The organism is Candidatus Poriferisocius sp. (assembly GCF_965204145.1).
GTDB lineage: Bacteria > Actinomycetota > Acidimicrobiia > Acidimicrobiales > Bin134 > Poriferisocius.
In genome coordinates this window covers 1,578,101-1,595,421 of sequence record NZ_OZ241977.1, presented here as the reverse complement: position 1 = coordinate 1,595,421, position 17,321 = coordinate 1,578,101, and the positions used below count along the sequence as shown (strand labels likewise).

11 protein-coding genes are annotated in these 17,321 nt (G+C 63.3%); 7 read left to right on the top strand and 4 right to left on the bottom strand.

The genetic code is table 11. From position 1 onward, the window contains the following. Window positions 1-8: 8 nt before the first annotated feature. On the bottom strand, window positions 9-695 hold the full coding sequence (locus tag ACOGI7_RS07295; protein WP_419851253.1) for a response regulator transcription factor: 687 nt from the start codon (window positions 693-695) through the stop codon (window positions 9-11). 80 nt (window positions 696-775) lie between these two features. Between ACOGI7_RS07295 and ACOGI7_RS07290 the strand changes: the two genes are divergently transcribed. Continuing rightward, window positions 776-1,081: a hypothetical protein gene (locus ACOGI7_RS07290; RefSeq protein WP_419851252.1), complete on the top strand. Its 306-nt coding sequence runs from the start codon at window positions 776-778 to the stop codon at window positions 1,079-1,081. Window positions 1,082-1,083: 2 nt separating this feature from the next. Here the strand turns inward: ACOGI7_RS07290 and uvrB are convergent, their stop codons facing one another. After that, complete coding sequence (uvrB, locus tag ACOGI7_RS07285) at window positions 1,084-3,093, bottom strand: excinuclease ABC subunit UvrB (protein ID WP_419851478.1); 2,010 nt, start codon at window positions 3,091-3,093, stop codon at window positions 1,084-1,086. Between the two features lie 113 nt (window positions 3,094-3,206). On the opposite strand from uvrB, the gene ACOGI7_RS07280 reads away from it, so the two are divergent. Together ACOGI7_RS07280 and ACOGI7_RS07275 are read left to right on the top strand one after the other, a co-directional pair. Beyond that, window positions 3,207-3,410: a type II toxin-antitoxin system VapB family antitoxin gene (locus tag ACOGI7_RS07280; protein WP_419851251.1), complete on the top strand. Its 204-nt coding sequence runs from the start codon at window positions 3,207-3,209 to the stop codon at window positions 3,408-3,410. After that, the gene (locus ACOGI7_RS07275) at window positions 3,407-3,805 is read left to right on the top strand and encodes a PIN domain nuclease (protein WP_419851250.1); all 399 of its coding nucleotides are present in this window, start codon (window positions 3,407-3,409) and stop codon (window positions 3,803-3,805) included. The genes ACOGI7_RS07280 and ACOGI7_RS07275 overlap by 4 nt, the downstream gene beginning before the upstream one ends. 47 nt (window positions 3,806-3,852) lie before the next feature. Here ACOGI7_RS07275 and ACOGI7_RS07270 read toward each other — a convergent pair whose 3' ends face one another. After that, window positions 3,853-5,832 carry an FAD-dependent oxidoreductase gene (locus ACOGI7_RS07270; protein WP_419851249.1) on the bottom strand — a complete coding sequence of 660 codons (1,980 nt, stop codon included), beginning with the start codon at window positions 5,830-5,832 and terminating at the stop codon, window positions 3,853-3,855. Window positions 5,833-5,912: 80 nt separating this feature from the next. Between ACOGI7_RS07270 and uvrA the strand changes: the two genes are divergently transcribed. The 4 genes from uvrA to ACOGI7_RS07250 all read left to right on the top strand — a co-directional run bounded on the left by uvrA (window position 5,913) and on the right by ACOGI7_RS07250 (window position 14,510). Beyond that, complete coding sequence (uvrA, locus tag ACOGI7_RS07265; protein WP_419851248.1) at window positions 5,913-8,771, top strand: excinuclease ABC subunit UvrA; 2,859 nt, start codon at window positions 5,913-5,915, stop codon at window positions 8,769-8,771. A gap of 68 nt (window positions 8,772-8,839) precedes the next feature. Continuing rightward, the gene (locus tag ACOGI7_RS07260) at window positions 8,840-10,372 is read left to right on the top strand and encodes an alkaline phosphatase PhoX (protein WP_419851247.1); all 1,533 of its coding nucleotides are present in this window, start codon (window positions 8,840-8,842) and stop codon (window positions 10,370-10,372) included. A 137-nt stretch (window positions 10,373-10,509) separates the two neighbouring features. Beyond that, window positions 10,510-13,338 (top strand): DEAD/DEAH box helicase family protein, encoded by a 2,829-nt coding sequence (locus ACOGI7_RS07255; protein WP_419851246.1) that lies wholly within the window; start codon window positions 10,510-10,512, stop codon window positions 13,336-13,338. Continuing rightward, complete coding sequence (locus tag ACOGI7_RS07250) at window positions 13,335-14,510, top strand: restriction endonuclease subunit S (protein WP_419851245.1); 1,176 nt, start codon at window positions 13,335-13,337, stop codon at window positions 14,508-14,510. The genes ACOGI7_RS07255 and ACOGI7_RS07250 overlap by 4 nt, the downstream gene beginning before the upstream one ends. 233 nt (window positions 14,511-14,743) lie before the next feature. Here the strand turns inward: ACOGI7_RS07250 and ACOGI7_RS07245 are convergent, their stop codons facing one another. Continuing rightward, window positions 14,744-17,221: an AAA family ATPase gene (locus ACOGI7_RS07245; RefSeq protein WP_419851244.1), complete on the bottom strand. Its 2,478-nt coding sequence runs from the start codon at window positions 17,219-17,221 to the stop codon at window positions 14,744-14,746. Window positions 17,222-17,321: the final 100 nt, after the last annotated feature.

Here is a 17,321-nt window from a genome sequence, read left to right as displayed (position 1 = left end):
TGCTCCCCTCAGTCCAGCCGGTAGCCCACGCCGCGCACCGTGGTGATATTCAGGGCGTCGCCCAGCTTCTTGCGGAGCTGGAGCACGTGGACGTCCACGGTGCGCTCGTCGCCCACCCAGTCGTATCCCCATACGCCGTCCAATAGCTGGCGGCGGCTGAGAGCCAGTCCGAGGTTCTCGGCCAGGTACTGGAGCAGGTCGAACTCCCGAGCAGTGATCGGCACCGGGTTGCCGCCCAGCCGTACTTCGCGGCGGGCGATATCCACCTCGACGTCTCCCACCTCCAACACTGCGGGCAGCGCGGCTTGGGGCGCGCCGTCGGTGCGCCGCAGCACGGCTCGGATTCTGGCGACGAGCTCCCGGGGGGAGAAGGGCTTGGTCACATAGTCGTCGGCGCCGAGTTCCAGCCCGAGGACCCGGTCGACCTCGCTGTCGCGGGCGGTGAGCATGATGATCGGGATGTCGGAGGTGGCCCGCAACTCCCGGCAAATCTGGATGCCGTCGAGATCGCCGGCCAGTCCGATGTCGAGGATCACCGCCTTGGGCCGGTGCTGCTTGAGGCGGTCCAGTCCGGTTTTGCCATCGGCCGCTTGGTACACCCGGTAGCCCTCTTGCCGCAGGTACATATCCACCAAGCTGGCGATATTGGGATCGTCCTCCACCAACACGACCACTGGATCCTCTGAGCCCGTCACAGCCGCCCATGCTCCCACGGAATTATGAGCATTTGGTTAAGGGCCCAAAGGCTGGGTTGCAGGCGGAATAGGGTGAGGCTGTGACTTTCAGCTCTTACGCCCCCGCGAGCTCGGTCTTCGAGATCAAGAAGGTTCGACTTCCTGGCTTTCGCAACGCCTTGCGGGTGTTCTGGTCTCTCGTACTCGGACTGTTGGCGCAGGGGGACACGGGCTGGCACCCGTCAAGCCACAAGTTCCAGGTGCTCATGATTGAGTCTGGCGAAGTGCTCAGTGAGCGCAGCTGGGCGGAGGGCGCGGCTCTTCTCCAGGATCTGGAATCCCTGACCGCGCGTGAGTTCGCCGAGCTGTGGGTACCGACGTCAGTGCCCGCCGTCGATGCGGGCTGATCTCAGACCATTGCCCGCAGGTCGCGCTGCAAGTCTTTGATCTCGTCTCGCAGGCGGGCGGCGTACTCGAACTTCAACTCGGCGGCGGCGTCGTTCATCTCCTCAGTGAGAGTGTGGATGAGGCGCTCGATGCCGCCGGTATCCAAGTCGATCACCTCCGGTCGGCGCCGAGACTGATCCATTGAGCGGGAGCGCTGGGCCCCACCGGGAATGGGCACGCCGTCTTCGGCCGGTCGCAGCTCGGCCAGGATGTCGCTGACTGCCTTGCGGATGGTCTGGGGGTTGATGCCGTGCTGCTCGTTGAACGCCTGCTGCAGTCCCCGCCGCCGGTGGGTTTCTGAGATCGCCCGTCTCATGGAATCGGTCACCATGTCGGCATACATGACCACCTGGCCGTCCACGTTGCGCGCTGCCCTGCCGATGGTCTGGATCAGCGAGGTCTCGCTGCGCAGGAACCCCTCCTTGTCGGCGTCGAGTATGGCCACCAGCGACACCTCGGGCAGGTCCAAGCCCTCCCGCAAAAGGTTGATGCCTACCAGCACGTCGAACTCGCCGAGCCGCAGGTCGCGCAGAATCTCGATCCGCTCGATGGTGTCCACCTCGCTGTGCAGGTAGCGAACCCGCACCCCAAGCTCCAACAGGTACTCGGTGAGATCCTCGGCCATCTTCTTGGTCAAGGTGGTAACCAGCACCCGCTGGCTCGCCTCAGTGCGGTCCTCGATCAGCTTCATCAAGTCGTCAATCTGGCCCTTGGTGGGGCGTACCTGCACCTCGGGGTCCACCAGCCCAGTAGGACGCACGATCTGCTCCACCACTTGATCGGACACGTTGATCTCGTAGTCGCTGGGGGTGGCCGACAGAAACACAACTTGCCCCACTCGCTCCATGACCTCCTCGAACCTCAGCGGGCGGTTGTCCACCGCGGAGGGCAGCCGGAAGCCGTGGTCCACCAGGGTATTTTTGCGACTGCGGTCGCCCTCGAATTGCCCGTGGAGCTGAGGCACAGCCACGTGGGATTCGTCGATCACGGTGACGAAGTCGTCGGGGAAGTAGTCCAGCAGCGTGTAGGGCCGCTCGCCTGGAGCCCGCCCGTCGATGTGGCGGGAGTAGTTCTCGATGCCGTTGCAGAAGCCGATCTCCTGCATCATCTCCAGGTCGTAGGTGGTGCGCATCCGCAGCCGCTGGGCCTCCAGCAGCTGCCCTTCTTTCTCGAAATAGGCCAGCCGCTCCTGGAGTTCGGCTTCGATGCCCTCGATGGCCTGGCGCATCCGCTCGTCCCCCGCCACATAGTGGGTGGCCGGGAACACCACCACCTCGCTCAGGGTGTGGAGCCGCTCCCCGGTTACCGGGTCGATGGTGGTGATCTGCTCAACCTCGTCGCCGAACAGCTGGATGCGAACGATGTATTCCTCGTAGGCCGGGTGGACTTCGATGACATCGCCCCGTACCCGGAACCGGCCCCGCACCAGATTGGTGTCGTTGCGCTCGTACTGCATGTCCACCAGCCGGCGCAGCAGGTCTCGCTGGTCGTAGCTCTGGCCTGTCTTGGCAATGCACAGCAGGTTCTTGTACTCGTCGGGGCCGCCCAGCCCGTAGATGCACGACACTGACGCCACCACGATCACGTCTCGCCGAGTCAAAAGCGCCTCGGTGGTGGAGTGGCGCAGCCGGTCGATCTCGTCGTTCACCGACGAGTCCTTCTCGATGTAGGTGTCGGAGGCCGGCATGTAGGCCTCGGGCTGGTAGTAGTCGTAGTACGACACGAAGTACTCCACCCGGTTGTCGGGGAAGAACTCCCGCATCTCGTTGGCAAGCTGCGCGGCCAGCGATTTATTGGGGGCTAGCACCAGAGTCGGCCGCTGCACCTGCTCGATGGTCCACGCCACCGTGGCGCTCTTGCCCGATCCCGTGATGCCCAACAGCGTCTGGAACCGGTCGCCCCGCTCCAACCCCTCTGAAAGCGCAGCGATGGCCTTGGGCTGATCCCCCGCAGGCTCGAACGACGACACCATCCGAAAGGCTGCGTCCCCCGAACTGCTCACCGAATCGATGCTACCGATCCCACCACCGCGTCTGTTGCTGTGTCGGCGTCATCGGTGCAGTCCAAGAGGTGTATGCTTGGTGTATGGTACGCACCAACATAGAGATCGACGCCAAGGCCTGTACCGCCGTCATGGCTCGCTACGGGCTGAAAACCAAGCGAGAGGCCGTCAACCTGGCTCTTCGTCGACTGGCCGCTGAGCCTCTTGATCTCGATGAGGCGCTTTCGTTGCGCGGCAGCGGGTGGGACGGCGATCTGGAGGAGATGCGCGCCAGCCGGATTCCATGATCCTGATCGATACGTCTGCATGGGTCGAGTTCTTGCGGGATACCCCCGGCGAACCTGCCGATACCGTTGCCGCCGCGCTGGAAACTGACGCTGCCATCTGTGACGCAATCAGCATGGAGGTGCTGGCCGGCGCCCGCGACGAACGCCATCTGGCGATGTTGCGCGGCATGCTCGCCCGGGCCTCCGTGGTCCCGACAGAACCCGCCGACTACGACCATGCTGCCCTGCTTTATCGAACATGCCGACGTCGCGGCGAGACCGTTCGCAAAATCACCGATTGCCTGATCGCCGCACTGGCGATCAAGGCGGACCTTCCCCTGCTGTGCTGCGACCGGGATTTTGCGGCACTTGCCCGTCACACCGACCTGGAGATTCATCCAGCCTCCAACTCCTGACTCGCTCAGGGCTTTTATGGAGGGAAATGGCCTGAAGGGGATTTTGCTTAGATTTCCCGGCCTACTCGGGCGCCGGCGTGGATGGCGGCCATGATGCTGTTGGTGCCGTTGACGTCGCCCACCAAGTGCATGTTGAAGCGGGGTGTGCCGGATCGCTCGTCCATTTCAGCGCGCAAGTAGTCGGCCAGGTCGCGGTTGCAGTCGTGGTAGCTCACGATCACCACGGTGTCGGCCTCGAAGCTCCTCTCGGTGTAGGTGCCCAGGTCGCGGGCCACAACGGCCTCGGGTGTGATCTCTCGGAGCGCCACCGCGGGGGTGAAGGAGAACGGCCCGCTGAACAGCCGCTCCCGGCTGGCCTCAACGGTGGCGGCCGGGTACAGGATCGTCGCCCCCAGCTGTTCGTGGCGGCTGAGAAAGATCACCTCCGCACCTGCGGCCACTAGCGCATCGCACACCGAAATGGCCTCGAACGTGCCGGTGTCGTCGAACACGACTGCCTTTTGGCCGATAGTGGCCCGGCCACCGAAGCCCAGCACATCCCAGCTGGTGAACACGTGGGGAAGGTCGGCACCGGGGACCGGTTTGGACGGCGCGGAGATCTGGAAGCCCAGGCGGGGGGTGGTGCCGGTGGCGATGATCAGCTCGTCGGGTTTCTCTTCAGCTACGACGTCGGGATCGACGGGGGAGCGGAGCTTCACGGTCACGCCGAGGCGGTCGAGCTCGTCGGCCAAGAAGGCGGTGATCGCCCCTAGGTCGGACCGGGGAGGGGCCGAGGCCGCCATGCGCACTTGGCCGCCCAGTTCGCCGGTCATCTCGTAGAGGATCACATCGTGGCCTCGCAGGGCCGCGGTGCGGGCCGCCTCGAGGCCGGCTGGGCCGCCCCCGGCCACCAGCACTCGCTTGGGCTCGGCCACCCGGTCGAGCGGGTCGAACGGCACCTTGGTCTCCTGGCCGGCGGCAGTATTGACCACGCAGCGCATCTTTCCGGCCACCATGAAGCGGGCCACGCAGCCCACCGACGTGCCGATGCAGGGGCGGATCTCGCTCTCCCGGCCGTCGCGGGCCTTGGCCACCAGGTCGGGGTCGGCGATCATCCCCCGCACGATCGACACCAAATCGGCCACACCGCTCTTGATCAGGTGCTCGGCGTGGTCGAGGGTGGTGATACGGCCGGTGACGATGGTGGGCACATCCACTGCCTTGGTCACCACCTCGCTGGTAGGAACCTCATAGCCCAGACCCTCGTCCAGCGTGGACAGCAGCCGGTGGAACCGCCAGTACGACGACAGCGACACATCCAGGAAGTCGAGGTCGGGTTCCACCAGCTTGGCGATGGCGGCGGCTTCTTCCGGCTCGACCCCGCCCTCGATCTGGTCGTCAGCCGAGATGCGGATTCCGATGGGGAAGCCTGGGCTGGTCTCGTTGCGGATAGCGGCCAAAATCTCCCGCAGGAATCGGGTGCGGTTCTCCGAGTTGCCCCCGTAGTCGTCGTCTCGCAGGTTGGTGGCAGGGGACAGGAATTGGCCGATCAGGTAGCCGTGGGCGCCATGGAGCTCTACCCCGTCGAGTCCGCCCTGTTCGCACCGACGGGCCGCGGTGGCGAACGCCTCCACCAACTCGTCGATCATGGCCTGGGTCAGCTCCTGGGGGACTACCCCCACCATCGGGCTGGGTATGGCGCTGGGGGCCAAGGGCTGCTGGAAGTTCTGTAGCGACCGCTGCTCGATGGCCGCACCCCCGTGCCAAAGCTGCTGGAAAACCTTGCAGCCGGCGGCGTGCAGGCGGGTGGCCATCTCCTCGTAGAACGGGAGCACTTTGTCGGTGAACACAGGGATGTCGGTGGGCGATGAGGGATGGACCCCGGCGATCTGGAGAATGGTGAGCGCCGCGCCACCTTGGGCCCGGGCCTCGTGGTAGGCGATCAGGTCCTCGCCGACCGCGCCGGTGCTGTGGGCGGCCCGGACGATTCGGTTGGGCAGCGTGCAGCCGCCGATGTCGAGCGGCTGGAACACGTTGGGGTAGGGCATGGGGCTATTCGGGTCCCTTTTCTCCGACTCTTTCCATCTCTCCTGTCTCAATTGTCAGCGCGGGCCGATAAGTTCACTGCGTGGCCGACGAGATCGTCATCCATGGTGCGCGTGAGCACAACCTGCGCGACGTCCATCTGACGATACCCCGCGACAAGCTCATCGTATTCACCGGCATATCCGGGTCGGGCAAGTCGTCGTTGGCCTTCGACACCATCTACGCCGAGGGGCAGCGCCGCTACGTGGAGTCGCTGTCGGCCTACGCCCGGCAGTTCCTGGGCCAGATGGACAAGCCCGATGTGGACTTCATCGACGGCCTGTCGCCGGCCATCTCTATCGATCAGAAGAGCGCCTCCCGCAACCCTCGCTCCACGGTGGGGACCATCACCGAGGTGTACGACTACCTGCGGCTGCTGTTCGCCCGCATCGGCATCCCCCACGATCCCGAGACCGGCGAACGCCTGGTGCGCCAGACCCCCCAGCAGATCGTGGATCGGGTGATGGAGATGGACGAGGGCGTCCGATTCCAGGTGCTGGCCCCGGTGGTAAGGGGGCGCAAGGGCACCTACGACACGCTGTTGGCCGAGTTGGCCTCCGATGGGTTCGCCCGGGCCATCGTCGACGGTGATCTGATCGAGCTGGACAACGGCATCGACGACCTAGATCTGGCCCGTTATGAGATGCACAGCATCTCGGTGGTGGTCGACCGGCTGGTGATGCGGGAGGGCATCGAGCGCCGGCTCACCGAGTCGATGGAGACCGCCCTGGGCCTGGCTGAGGGTGTGGCCGAGCTGATGGTCATGCCCAAGGATGCCGACTCCGACGAGGAGCCCCAGACGATCACGTTTTCCCAGCACCTGTCCCGACCTTCCGACGGCAAGTCGTTCGAGGAGCTGGCCCCCCGCAACTTCTCCTTCAACTCGCCCTACGGGGCGTGCACGTCGTGCGACGGACTGGGGTCGGTGTTCGAAGTGGATCCCCAGCTGGTGATTCCCGACCCCGACTTGAGCCTGGAAGACGGCGCCATCGCCCCGTGGGCCAAGGGCCACAACCAGTACTTCAAGCGCCTGGTGGAATCGGTGGCCGAAGATCGGGACATCCCCATGGACCAGCCGTGGGGAAGCCTGGATCGCCAGCACCACGATCTGCTGCTGTACGGCAAGGGCATCTCCGGCCAGCGCACTGAGGTGCGTTTCCGCAACCGCTATGGGCGGGTCCGTCGCTACAACGCCCGTTACGAAGGCGTGATCCCCTATCTCCAGCGCCGCCACAGCGAGTCGGACTCCGACGCGGTGCGGACCCAGATCGAGGGGTACATGCGGGAGGTGGCCTGCTCGACATGCCAGGGTGCCCGGCTAAATCCGCTGGCGCTGGCGGTGACCGTGGACGGCCGCACCATCGATGAGGTGTGCGGGTTGTCGATACGGGACTCGGCGGCCGCCTTGGCCACGCTGGAGTTGTCTGAGCGCGACCAGGCCATCGCCGGACAGGTGCTCAAGGAGATCAACGCCCGACTCAAGTTCCTGCTCGACGTGGGGCTGGAGTATCTGACTCTGGGCCGCTCGGCGGGAACTCTGAGTGGGGGAGAGGCCCAGCGCATCCGGCTGGCGTCGCAGATCGGCAGCGGCCTCGTGGGCGTGCTTTACGTGCTGGACGAGCCCTCCATCGGCCTGCACCAGCGGGACAACCGCCGCCTCATCGACACCCTGGAGCGGATGCGGGATCTGGGCAACACCGTGCTGGTGGTGGAGCACGACGAGGAGACGGTACGGGTGGCCGATCACGTGGTGGATATCGGCCCCGGCGCCGGTGAGCACGGCGGCACCGTGGTCCACTCCGGGACGGTGGCCGGCCTGATGAAGAACAAGGGGTCGCTCACCGGCCAGTATTTGTCAGGGAAGAAGTCGATCCCGATTCCCGAGCAGCGGCGGAATCCGGGAGACGACTGGCTCACCATCCGGGGCGCCCGGGAGCACAACCTGGCCGACATCGATATCGACATCCCGCTGGGCTGCTTCGTGACCGTGACCGGGGTGTCGGGCTCGGGCAAGTCCACCCTGGTCAACGACATCTTGTACCGGTCTCTGATGCAGCGCATCTACAAGTCCAAGATCCCGCCCGGCCTGCACAAGGGCATCGACGGCACCGAGGCTCTCGACAAGGTGATCAACATCGACCAGCAGCCCATCGGCCGCACCCCCCGGTCGAACCCGGCCACCTACACCAGTGTGTTCGACCACATCCGCAAGCTGTTCGCCCAGACCCCCGAGTCCCGGGTGCGGGGCTACATGCCGGGCCGGTTCTCTTTCAACGTGAAGGGCGGCCGCTGCGAGGCTTGCTCGGGCGACGGCACCATCAAGATCGAGATGCACTTTCTGCCCGACGTGTACGTGCCGTGCGAGGTGTGCAAGGGGGCCCGCTACAACCGAGACACCCTCGACATCGAGTTCAAGGGCAAGACCATCTCCGAGGTGCTCGACATGTCGTGCGCCGACGCCCTGGAGTTCTTCGGCAACCAGCCAGCCATCACTCGCCACATGCAGACCCTGGTGGACGTGGGCCTGGGATACATCCGCCTCGGCCAGCCCGCCCCCACCCTGTCGGGCGGTGAGGCCCAGCGGGTGAAGCTGGCCTCCGAACTGGCCAAGCGCCCCACCGGCCACACCATCTACATTCTCGACGAGCCCACCACCGGCCTCCATTTCGACGACGTCCGCAAGCTGCTGGCGGTGCTCAGCCGCCTGGTGGACCAGGGCAACACCGTGCTGGTGATCGAGCACAACCTCGACGTGGTCAAGACCGCCGACTGGATCGTGGACCTCGGCCCCGAAGGCGGCGACAACGGCGGCACCGTCGTGGCCGAGGGACCTCCCGAGCTGGTAGCCCGCTCCGACCACAGCTACACCGGCAAATTCCTCCGCCCGGTGCTGGGCGTCTGATTGCCCCACCGCCCCCTGTTTCACCTAGCCCACGAGCGGCTTGCTAGCCGAGTCATTAGGCTCCGCCCATGGATAGGCGTGACTTTTTGCGGGCCGCTGTTGTCGCCACCGGGGGCGCCGTCACCGTTCCCCTGGTCGGCAATGCAGTGGGTGCCCAACCCGGCTCCGGGCCCTACGGGGCTCTCGACGGCATAGAGCCTGATGAGAACGGCATCCTCTTGCCGCCCGGGTTCACGTCTCGAATAGTGGCGATGGCTGGTGAGCCGGTGGGGAATTCCGACTACCGGTGGCTTGTCTACCCCGACGGGGCCGCCGTGTTCGACGACGGCGAGGGCGGCTGGTACCACACGGTCAACAGCGAGGTGTTCCGACCCGGCTTCGCGGGAGTCTCGGCCATTCACTACGGCCCCGACGGCGAGATCCTCGATGCCTACCGGCTGCTAGGCGACAGCAACGCCAATTGCGGCGGCGGTCCAACCCCGTGGGGCACCTTCTTGTCCGGCGAGGAGGACTTCACCGGCTACGGAGTGATCTGGGAGTGCGACCCGACCGGCGCCAAGCCGTCGGTGTCCCATCCCGCGATGGGGATCTTCACCCACGAGGCAGCCGCGGTCGATCCCGACCGCCAGCAGGTGTACATGACCGAGGACCAGTTCGACGGGCTGTTCTACCGGTTCACCCCCACCAACTACCCGGATTTGAGCGAGGGCTTGCTCGAGGCCGCCCGCGTCGAGGACGACGGGAGCGTCACCTGGGTAGAAGTTCCCGACCCGTCGGCCGCCGAGACGCTTACCCGCCAGCAGTTGCCCGGAGAGGCGACGGCCTTCTTGGGCGGCGAGGGCATCTGGTATCACAACGACGTCGTGTTCTGGTCGACCAAGTACGACAACATCATCCATGCGATCAATACCGCCGACCAGACCTACAGCCGGATCTACGAGGCCGACCCCGCCATGGTGTCGGAGGGAACCGCGATCCTCTCGGGGGTCGACAACCTCACCGTGGACGCGGGCACCGGCGACGTGTATGTGGCTGAAGACGGCGGCAACATGGAGATCGTCATCATCACGCCCGAGGGCGAGGTCGCCCCGTTCTTGCGCGTTCTGAACCAGGACGGGTCGGAGATAACCGGGCCGGTCTTCAATCCCCGGCGCGATCGCCTCTACTTCTCCAGCCAGCGCGGCCAAGCCCCCAACAATGCCGAAGACGTCCTCCCCGAATCTGAGATCACCGGGAACTTCACCGGCATCACCTACGAGGTAACCGGACCCTTCCGCGGCATCGTGCCCGATGAGCCCGAGCCAACCCCCACCGCAGCTCCAACCGTCGTTACAACCCCAACCCCGACAGCCGCTCCGACTCCCGCGCCCACCCCGGCCCCCACAGCAGCGCCCACCCCGGCACCAACCCCGGCCCCCACGGCCGCACCAACCAGGGCAGCCACCCCCGCACCAACCGAAACCATCGCCGCCGCAGCTAGCACCGGTGGCAATGGCGGCGGAGGCGGAAACACCGGAGTCTTCGTAGGCATAGGCGTAGCCGCCGCAGCCGTAGCAGCCGGCGCCCTAGTGGCGATCCGAAGAAGGCGCCCCGCCGAGTAACCAGCCCCGACCCGTCGCGACAGGGTCAATCCCCGCCATCAACATGGTTGTCCTCCTTCGTCCAGTCCATCGTGAAGCCTACGGCGCACTGGCTTGCAATCTGCTCGCAGCGTCTCTGGCTGCTATTCCTTTACGCAGTGAACGCACAGTCCGACTACCTCAATCCTGAGGCCCGCGCTCGTATGGCCATCGATGAGCAACTGGTGGAGTGTGGTTGGGTGGTTCAGGACTATCAGCACGCCGCAGTAGCCGCCACCAGGGGAGTGGCAGTGCGGGAAGTTCCCACCGAGGCGGGCCCGGCCGACTATGTGCTGTATGTCGATTCGCAGGCGGTGGGGGTAATCGAGGCCAAGAAGGAAGACATCACGCTTACCGGGGTTGAGCCTCAGACCCGCAAGTACCAGGCCGCCTATCCCGAGCAACTGCCTGCCTTCCTCGTGGATGGCTCGCTGCCGTTCGGCTATGAGGCAACCGGCACGGTTACCCGCTTCACCTGCGGACTCGACCCGACTCCGACTTCTCGTCCCGTGTTCGCCTTCCACCGCCCCGAGACGCTGGCCCGCTGGCGGGACGACTACAACGAATTCGACGGCAACGCCACTCTGCGCTCCGGCTTCAACGAGCTGCCCGATTTGGGCATCGATCCGGCCGGGCTATGGCCGGCCCAGGCCGAGGCCATCCGCAACCTGGAGGCGTCGTTCAAGGCGAACCGCACCAAGGCGCTGATTCAGATGGCCACCGGGTCCGGCAAGACGTTCACTGCCGTCAACGCCAGCTATCGCCTGCTGCGCCACGCCCGAGCCAACCGCATCTTGTTCCTGGTTGATCGGGCCAACCTGGGCCGTCAAGCAGTCCGGGAGTTCGAGGGCTTCGAGGTACCCGGCGACCGACGCAAGTTCACCGAGTTGTACAACGTCCGCCGCCTCACCTCTTCCCAGCTGGATATGGCTAATGAGGCCGCCGCCAAAGTCCACGTAAGCACCATCCAGCGCCTCTACTCCGTCCTGCGGGGCGAGGAGCTCGACGACGACCTTGATGAGCATTCAGTCTTCGAAATCCCTCTCGAACAGCCGGTTGAGGTGGCCTACAACCCGAAAGTGCCGATTGAGTCGTACGACCTGATCATCATCGACGAGTGCCACCGCTCGATCTACGGCGTGTGGCGCCAGGTGCTGGAGTACTTCGACGCCTTCCTGGTCGGCCTCACCGCCACGCCCGGCCTCCAGACGTTCGGCTTCTTTGACCAGAATCTGGTGATGGAGTACGGCCACACCCAAGCAGTGGCCGACCGAGTGAACGTGGACTTCGACATCTTTCGCATCCGCACCGAGATCACCGAGACTGGCGGAACCGTCCCCGCCGGCTTCGTCACCGAGTTCCGCGACCGGGAGACCCGCAGCACTCGTCTCGAACAGGCCGAAACCGACATCCCCTACGACTCGGCCGAACTCGACCGCCGGGTAGTGGCCCCCGATCAGATCCGCACGATCGTTCGCACTTTTCGCGATTCCCTGCCCGCGATGTTCGAAGACCGGGAACGAGACGACGACGGCCTCTTGGTCAACATCCCCAAAACCCTGATCTTTGCCAAAGACGACAGCCACGCCGACGACATCGTCCAGATCGTGCGAGAGGAGTTCGGCCTCGGCAACCAGGGAGCGGTGAAGATCACCTACCGCTCCGGCCAGTCGGGCGAGAGCGCCGAGCAACTGCTCCAGAAGTTCCGCACCGACTATCCCACTCGCATCGCAGTGACCGTGGACATGATCGCCACCGGCACCGACGTGAAGCCCATCGAGTGCGTGGTGTTCATGCGCATGGTGAGAAGCCGCAACTTCTTCGAGCAGATGAAGGGCCGGGGAGTGCGTGTGATCGACAGCGACCAGCTGCGCACTGTCACCCCCGATGCCCAGGCCAAAGACCGATTTGTGATTGTGGACGCCGTAGGGGTGACCGAGGCCGACCTGCACGACACCGTCCCGCTAGAGCGCCAGCGCCACGTGAGCTTCGACAAGCTGCTCAATCAGATCGGCCTCGGCTCAAGAGACCCCGACGTAGTGTCATCAGTGGCATCCCGCCTAGCCCGCCTCAACCGCCGAATCACCTCAGAACACCGCACCGAGGTGGAGTCCGTAGCCGGGATCGAGCTGAACGAACTTGTCCGCCAAATCACCGATGCCCTAGACCCCGACCGCCAACACGAAGCAGCCACAGCCGAGACCGGCACCGATGACCCAACCCCCGAGCAACTGACGGCGGCCACCCAACGGCTAATCGCCGAGGCAGTACAGCCCCTAGCCGGCAACCCCGAACTTCGGGAGAAGCTGGTAGACATCCGCCGCAGCTACGAGCAAGTGATCGACACTGCCTCTGCCGACCAGGTGATCTCCGGCGAGTTCTCTGTTGATGCCACTGCCCGGGCCCACACCCAAGTGGAGTCATGGAAGCAGTTCATTGAGGACCACCGGGACGAGGTCACTGCATTGGAGGTGCTGTACAGCCAGCCCTACGGCGGCGGCCTCACCTACGACGATGTCAAAGAGCTCGTCAGCGCCATCAACCGCCCACCACACCGCTGGACCCCCGACATCCTCTGGCAAGCCTACGAAACCCTCGACAAGTCCAAAGTCCGGGGTTCCGGCCACCGCGTAAGTACCGACCTCGTAAGCCTGGTCCGTTACGCACTTGGCGAGACCAATGAGCTTGTGGCCTACCCCGACCTAGTAAACGAACGCTTCGAGATTTGGTTGAACCAGCAGCAAACGGCTGGCACCGAGTTCACCGATGATCAGATCGCCTTTCTCGATCTCGTCAAGGGCCGCATCGCTTCCAGCCTCAGTATCACCCCTGCCGATCTCCAACACCCGCCCTTCAGCGCCCACGGCGGCCTTGGCAAGGCCCGCCAATTGTTCGGGACCGACCTGGACTCCCTGCTGAGTGAACTGGTTGAGGTCTTGGCAGCATGACGAGGGAACTGCCTTCAGGATGGGAATCCGTGAGGCTAGGAGATATCTGCAGAGTGGAGTACGGAAAGGGGCTCTCAAAGAAGCAGCGTGTTGAGGCCGGATCGGTTTATGTCTATGGATCTGCCGGGAGGGTCGGCCGTCACGATTGTGCGCTCGTAGAGGAGCCGGTGATCATTGTCGGGAGAAAAGGGAATGCCGGCAGTGTCTGGCTGAGCGACGGTCCATCTTGGCCTATCGATACGACCTTTTTTCTTCGGCCTCCGGATGGGCTGTCACACAGGTTCCTTGCTCTTCAGCTTGGTAGCAGAGATCTCGTACAGAAGGATTCCTCGACCACAATTCCGAGTCTACGTAGACCGGATTTGGAAGAGACTCGAATCGATATCGCTCCTGTTAGAGAGCAGGAGCGGATTGTGGAAGCCATCGAAGAACACTTCTCCCGCCTCGATGCTGCAAATCGGTCTCTGCTTGCTGCGGAGGGCAAGCTCCGCGCTTTGCCTTCAATACTGGCCAATGCAGCTACTCGAGGTTGGGCGTCTGAGGAGCTTGGAAGGGTAGCGGAGGTCTTCGTCGGTTCGACACCAAGTCGGAGCAGGTCCGAATTGTGGAAGGGTCCAGTTCCCTGGGTTTCCAGCGGTGAAGTGCAGTTTTGCCGCATCAGAGAAACAAGAGAGTCCATCTCAGTTGGCGCAGTTAAGGCTGATCGAATCCATCCACCAGGCACTGTGCTCCTGGGAATGATCGGAGAGGGAAGAACGAGAGGCCAGGCGGCGATCCTTGACATTGCTGCTGCTCATAATCAGAATTCTGCTGCGATTAGGGTCGATCGATCAAAGCTCATCCCAGAATGGCTTTTCCATGTATTTCGCGCCCAATATGACGCAAATCGAAGTGTTGGGTCTGGAAATAATCAGCTGGCTCTGAACAAAGCTCGGGTGCAAGAACTCGCAATTCCACTTCCCCCGCTCAAGGAGCAAACTCGACTGGTCAGGGAGCTTGGGCGTGCTGGGGGAGCGGTAGATCATGCGCGAGCGGAAGTGCAGCGTGCCCAAGAGCGATGCGTTGCGCTCCGAAAGGCCGTTCTTGCCGAAGCCTTCTCAGGCCGTCTCGTACCTCAAGATATAGAGTCCGAACCAGCTTTAGCCCTGCTGGAGCGCATCTCGTCCCCTTGACAATCCGCCCAATTGGCAGAGGTCGAGAATGTGCAAAAACGTTTCGGCCTAGAGCGCCAGCCGCCAAGTAGCTCGCTTGCTGCTACGTTTCAGGAACCTGGCGGTGTCGGTTCCAAGTTGCGGCGGCAGGCCGATTCACCCTTTTCCACCGCTGGGGACTGCAGCTACATTTCCGAACCCTTCGCCCGTGTTGCCACGAACTGCGGTCGGTTGGCCGGTCTTCGTCGAGAGCACTATTGGGATCTTATGTACGAGACACTACCGAGCAGTCTTGGAAGTTCGTCGATGTTGTCGAGAGTCCCATGGAGATCGAAGTGTGACCACCCTGCAAGCTCCGCCGATTGCCGGTTCTCTATTGAAGACGACCCAAATAGGAATCGTGCCCACCATCCAGTCGGCTGGACTTCCGAGATGACTTCGATCATCTCGGTAGGAAGCCGGGCACCTCCTCCCGTATCGATGCCCACATGGACCACCGGCAAGCGCTGCTTACGCTCGGCGCGCGTGTTTTGATCAGATGCAAGGCACTGGCCGTAGGCCTTCTGGAGCACGACGGCGTGTTCATCATCGACTAGCGGTAGCACCACAAGTCCATTCTCGTTGGCGTCGCCACACACGAGAAGCGGCTCGATATTCAGCTCTTCGAGTGCCGTGATGAACGGCGAGAAATCCTGGGCGAGAACCTCAAGCCAGGACTGACCCGAACGCGGGAAGGCCGACTGAAGTCCCACGCCGAAGACACCGCTCAACGAGGTCGCCCATCCCTCAACGGCTCCGGAAATTGCGTTACGAACGACAGTTTCAGCAAGGTTGCCGGCATCGGCAATTGCTTCTACGACGACAAACCGTTTCTGTGTCCTCCTTGGACCGGTTTGTTCAACACCCTTCGATACCGCCTGAAGCCGGTTCAGTATCTGCATCTGTCCTTCCGACAGGGGTGCGATGCCACGGGATCGCTCTACGGCGGCCTCTAGGCGGTTCACCGATTCGACCAACGTCTCCTCGACGGGAAGGAGCACCGACTCGCTTGCGATCGTCGACGGCGGATAGGCCACGTCTTGTGACAACAAGTAGAACTGCGCTGGCACGGACTCGGAGACCGCTGTACCAGCGTCGTCCCCAGCCTCTTCGGATTCGATCTCAACTTCCCCGGCTTCCTCCTGAACAGCACGATGACGTTCCATTCGGAGCAGCATTCGCTGGACGGCGTCTCCAACACCGGCTTCATCCTCATCTGACAACGACTTGACGAAGCGTCCGGGCAAGTCGTACACGCCGTCCTCAGTTACGACGACCTCGTGGCCCTCCAGCAGGGCGACTGCCACAGCGTGAAGGGACTCCCACAGAGCTCTGTTGTAGAGGGCTTCTCCTTGCCCGGAGCGTCGTGCTTCGTCGTACGCGACACCGACATGCTTTTGGAGGGCTGCTTTTGTGAGCCAGTCGGTTGGGAGGTTTCCTTCCTTCCACACGCCGTCAACTTCGCCGCTCCGTGTAGGAGCGAGCACTGCTACTCCGTTGTGGTTCTCTACGAACGCGCCCAAAACCTGAATGGCGTCGAATGCATGGTTTTTCGACTCCCAGCACACGAAGTTCTGGAACCGGTCGTAGTCCTCCACATCCGGTCTCTCCTGGATCGACTGATCGATCAATTCTTCGAGCTCGGAATAGTGGAGCGGTCCGAGGTATATGCGATCGCTGAAGATGGTGTGTGATAGCGGATAGCTTCCGCCCCGCTGTTCAAGCGATGCTCGTTCGAAGAACTCGTCGTCGGTGATGAAGACATAAACGGCGTTGCCGAGCATGAAGAAATTCTTCAGAGACGTCAGAATTGCAAAGACTGGCGAGTTCTCGATGTGAGAAGGCTCATCGCCATCCAAGTTAAGTTTGTCCAACTCATCTAGCACGAAAATGACCCGGCGACCATCGTCCGCCAACTCGGCCAGCGAACGCCGTAGCTCGAACTCAAGAGTCTCGTCTGACAGGTCGAACTTTCCGAGCTCCGTCCTCCCGTCCTTCTTCACAAGTTCCGTGGAGATGTCTGTTTCGTCCTTTCTTGTCCGCTCGAACGCAAAGCAGCCAGCCACCGCCATCGCCACGACAAGTGCCGCGGCGGCGATGTCCCAGCCGTTCCCGAGACGATCGCCAGCCAGCACTGCCGCTCCGACGCCCAGGGTTCCGACGAGGCCCATTACCAGTCCACCCATTAGCAACCGAACAGACGCCGAAACATCGATCAATGTGCGGACAATCGTGCTTTGCCGTTCAGCCACCGCCGACGAAGCGACGCTCTCTACCACGCTGTGCTTCTCAAGCTCGGTCAAGTAGGTCTTCTCATATGTCGCACTGAGGAGGGAGAGCGCACCCTTGGAGAGTCCCTTGGCCTCCAGAGCCTTGAAGTAGAGTCCTCGCGCCAGCGAACGGAGCACTTGCGATCGGATCTTGGGGGGATCTGTTCCTTCATCCAGGTGCGGAGGAGCGATGCGCACCACGAGTTGCTTCGAGCCCGCCTCGGCCCGTCGAATCGCCTCGTTCATCAAAGCTGTCTTGCCGGCACCACGAAACCCGGCCAAGAGAACGGTCGCGGAATCCCGCTCAGTGAGAATCTCTTCGAGTTTGTCTAGCTCTCGTTCCCGCCCGACAAATCGGCCGTGCGCGAGGGGCTCACGGAAGCCGGAATTGAGCTTGGCGCGAAACAGTTCGAAATCGGTCACGGGCCAAGTCTTCCATGGCGGTGTGACAGTTTCGGAGAGTTGGTCCCCATGCTTTCGCCTCGGGTGGGTGAGTGAAGGTCGGCTTGAGAGCGCCGTCCAC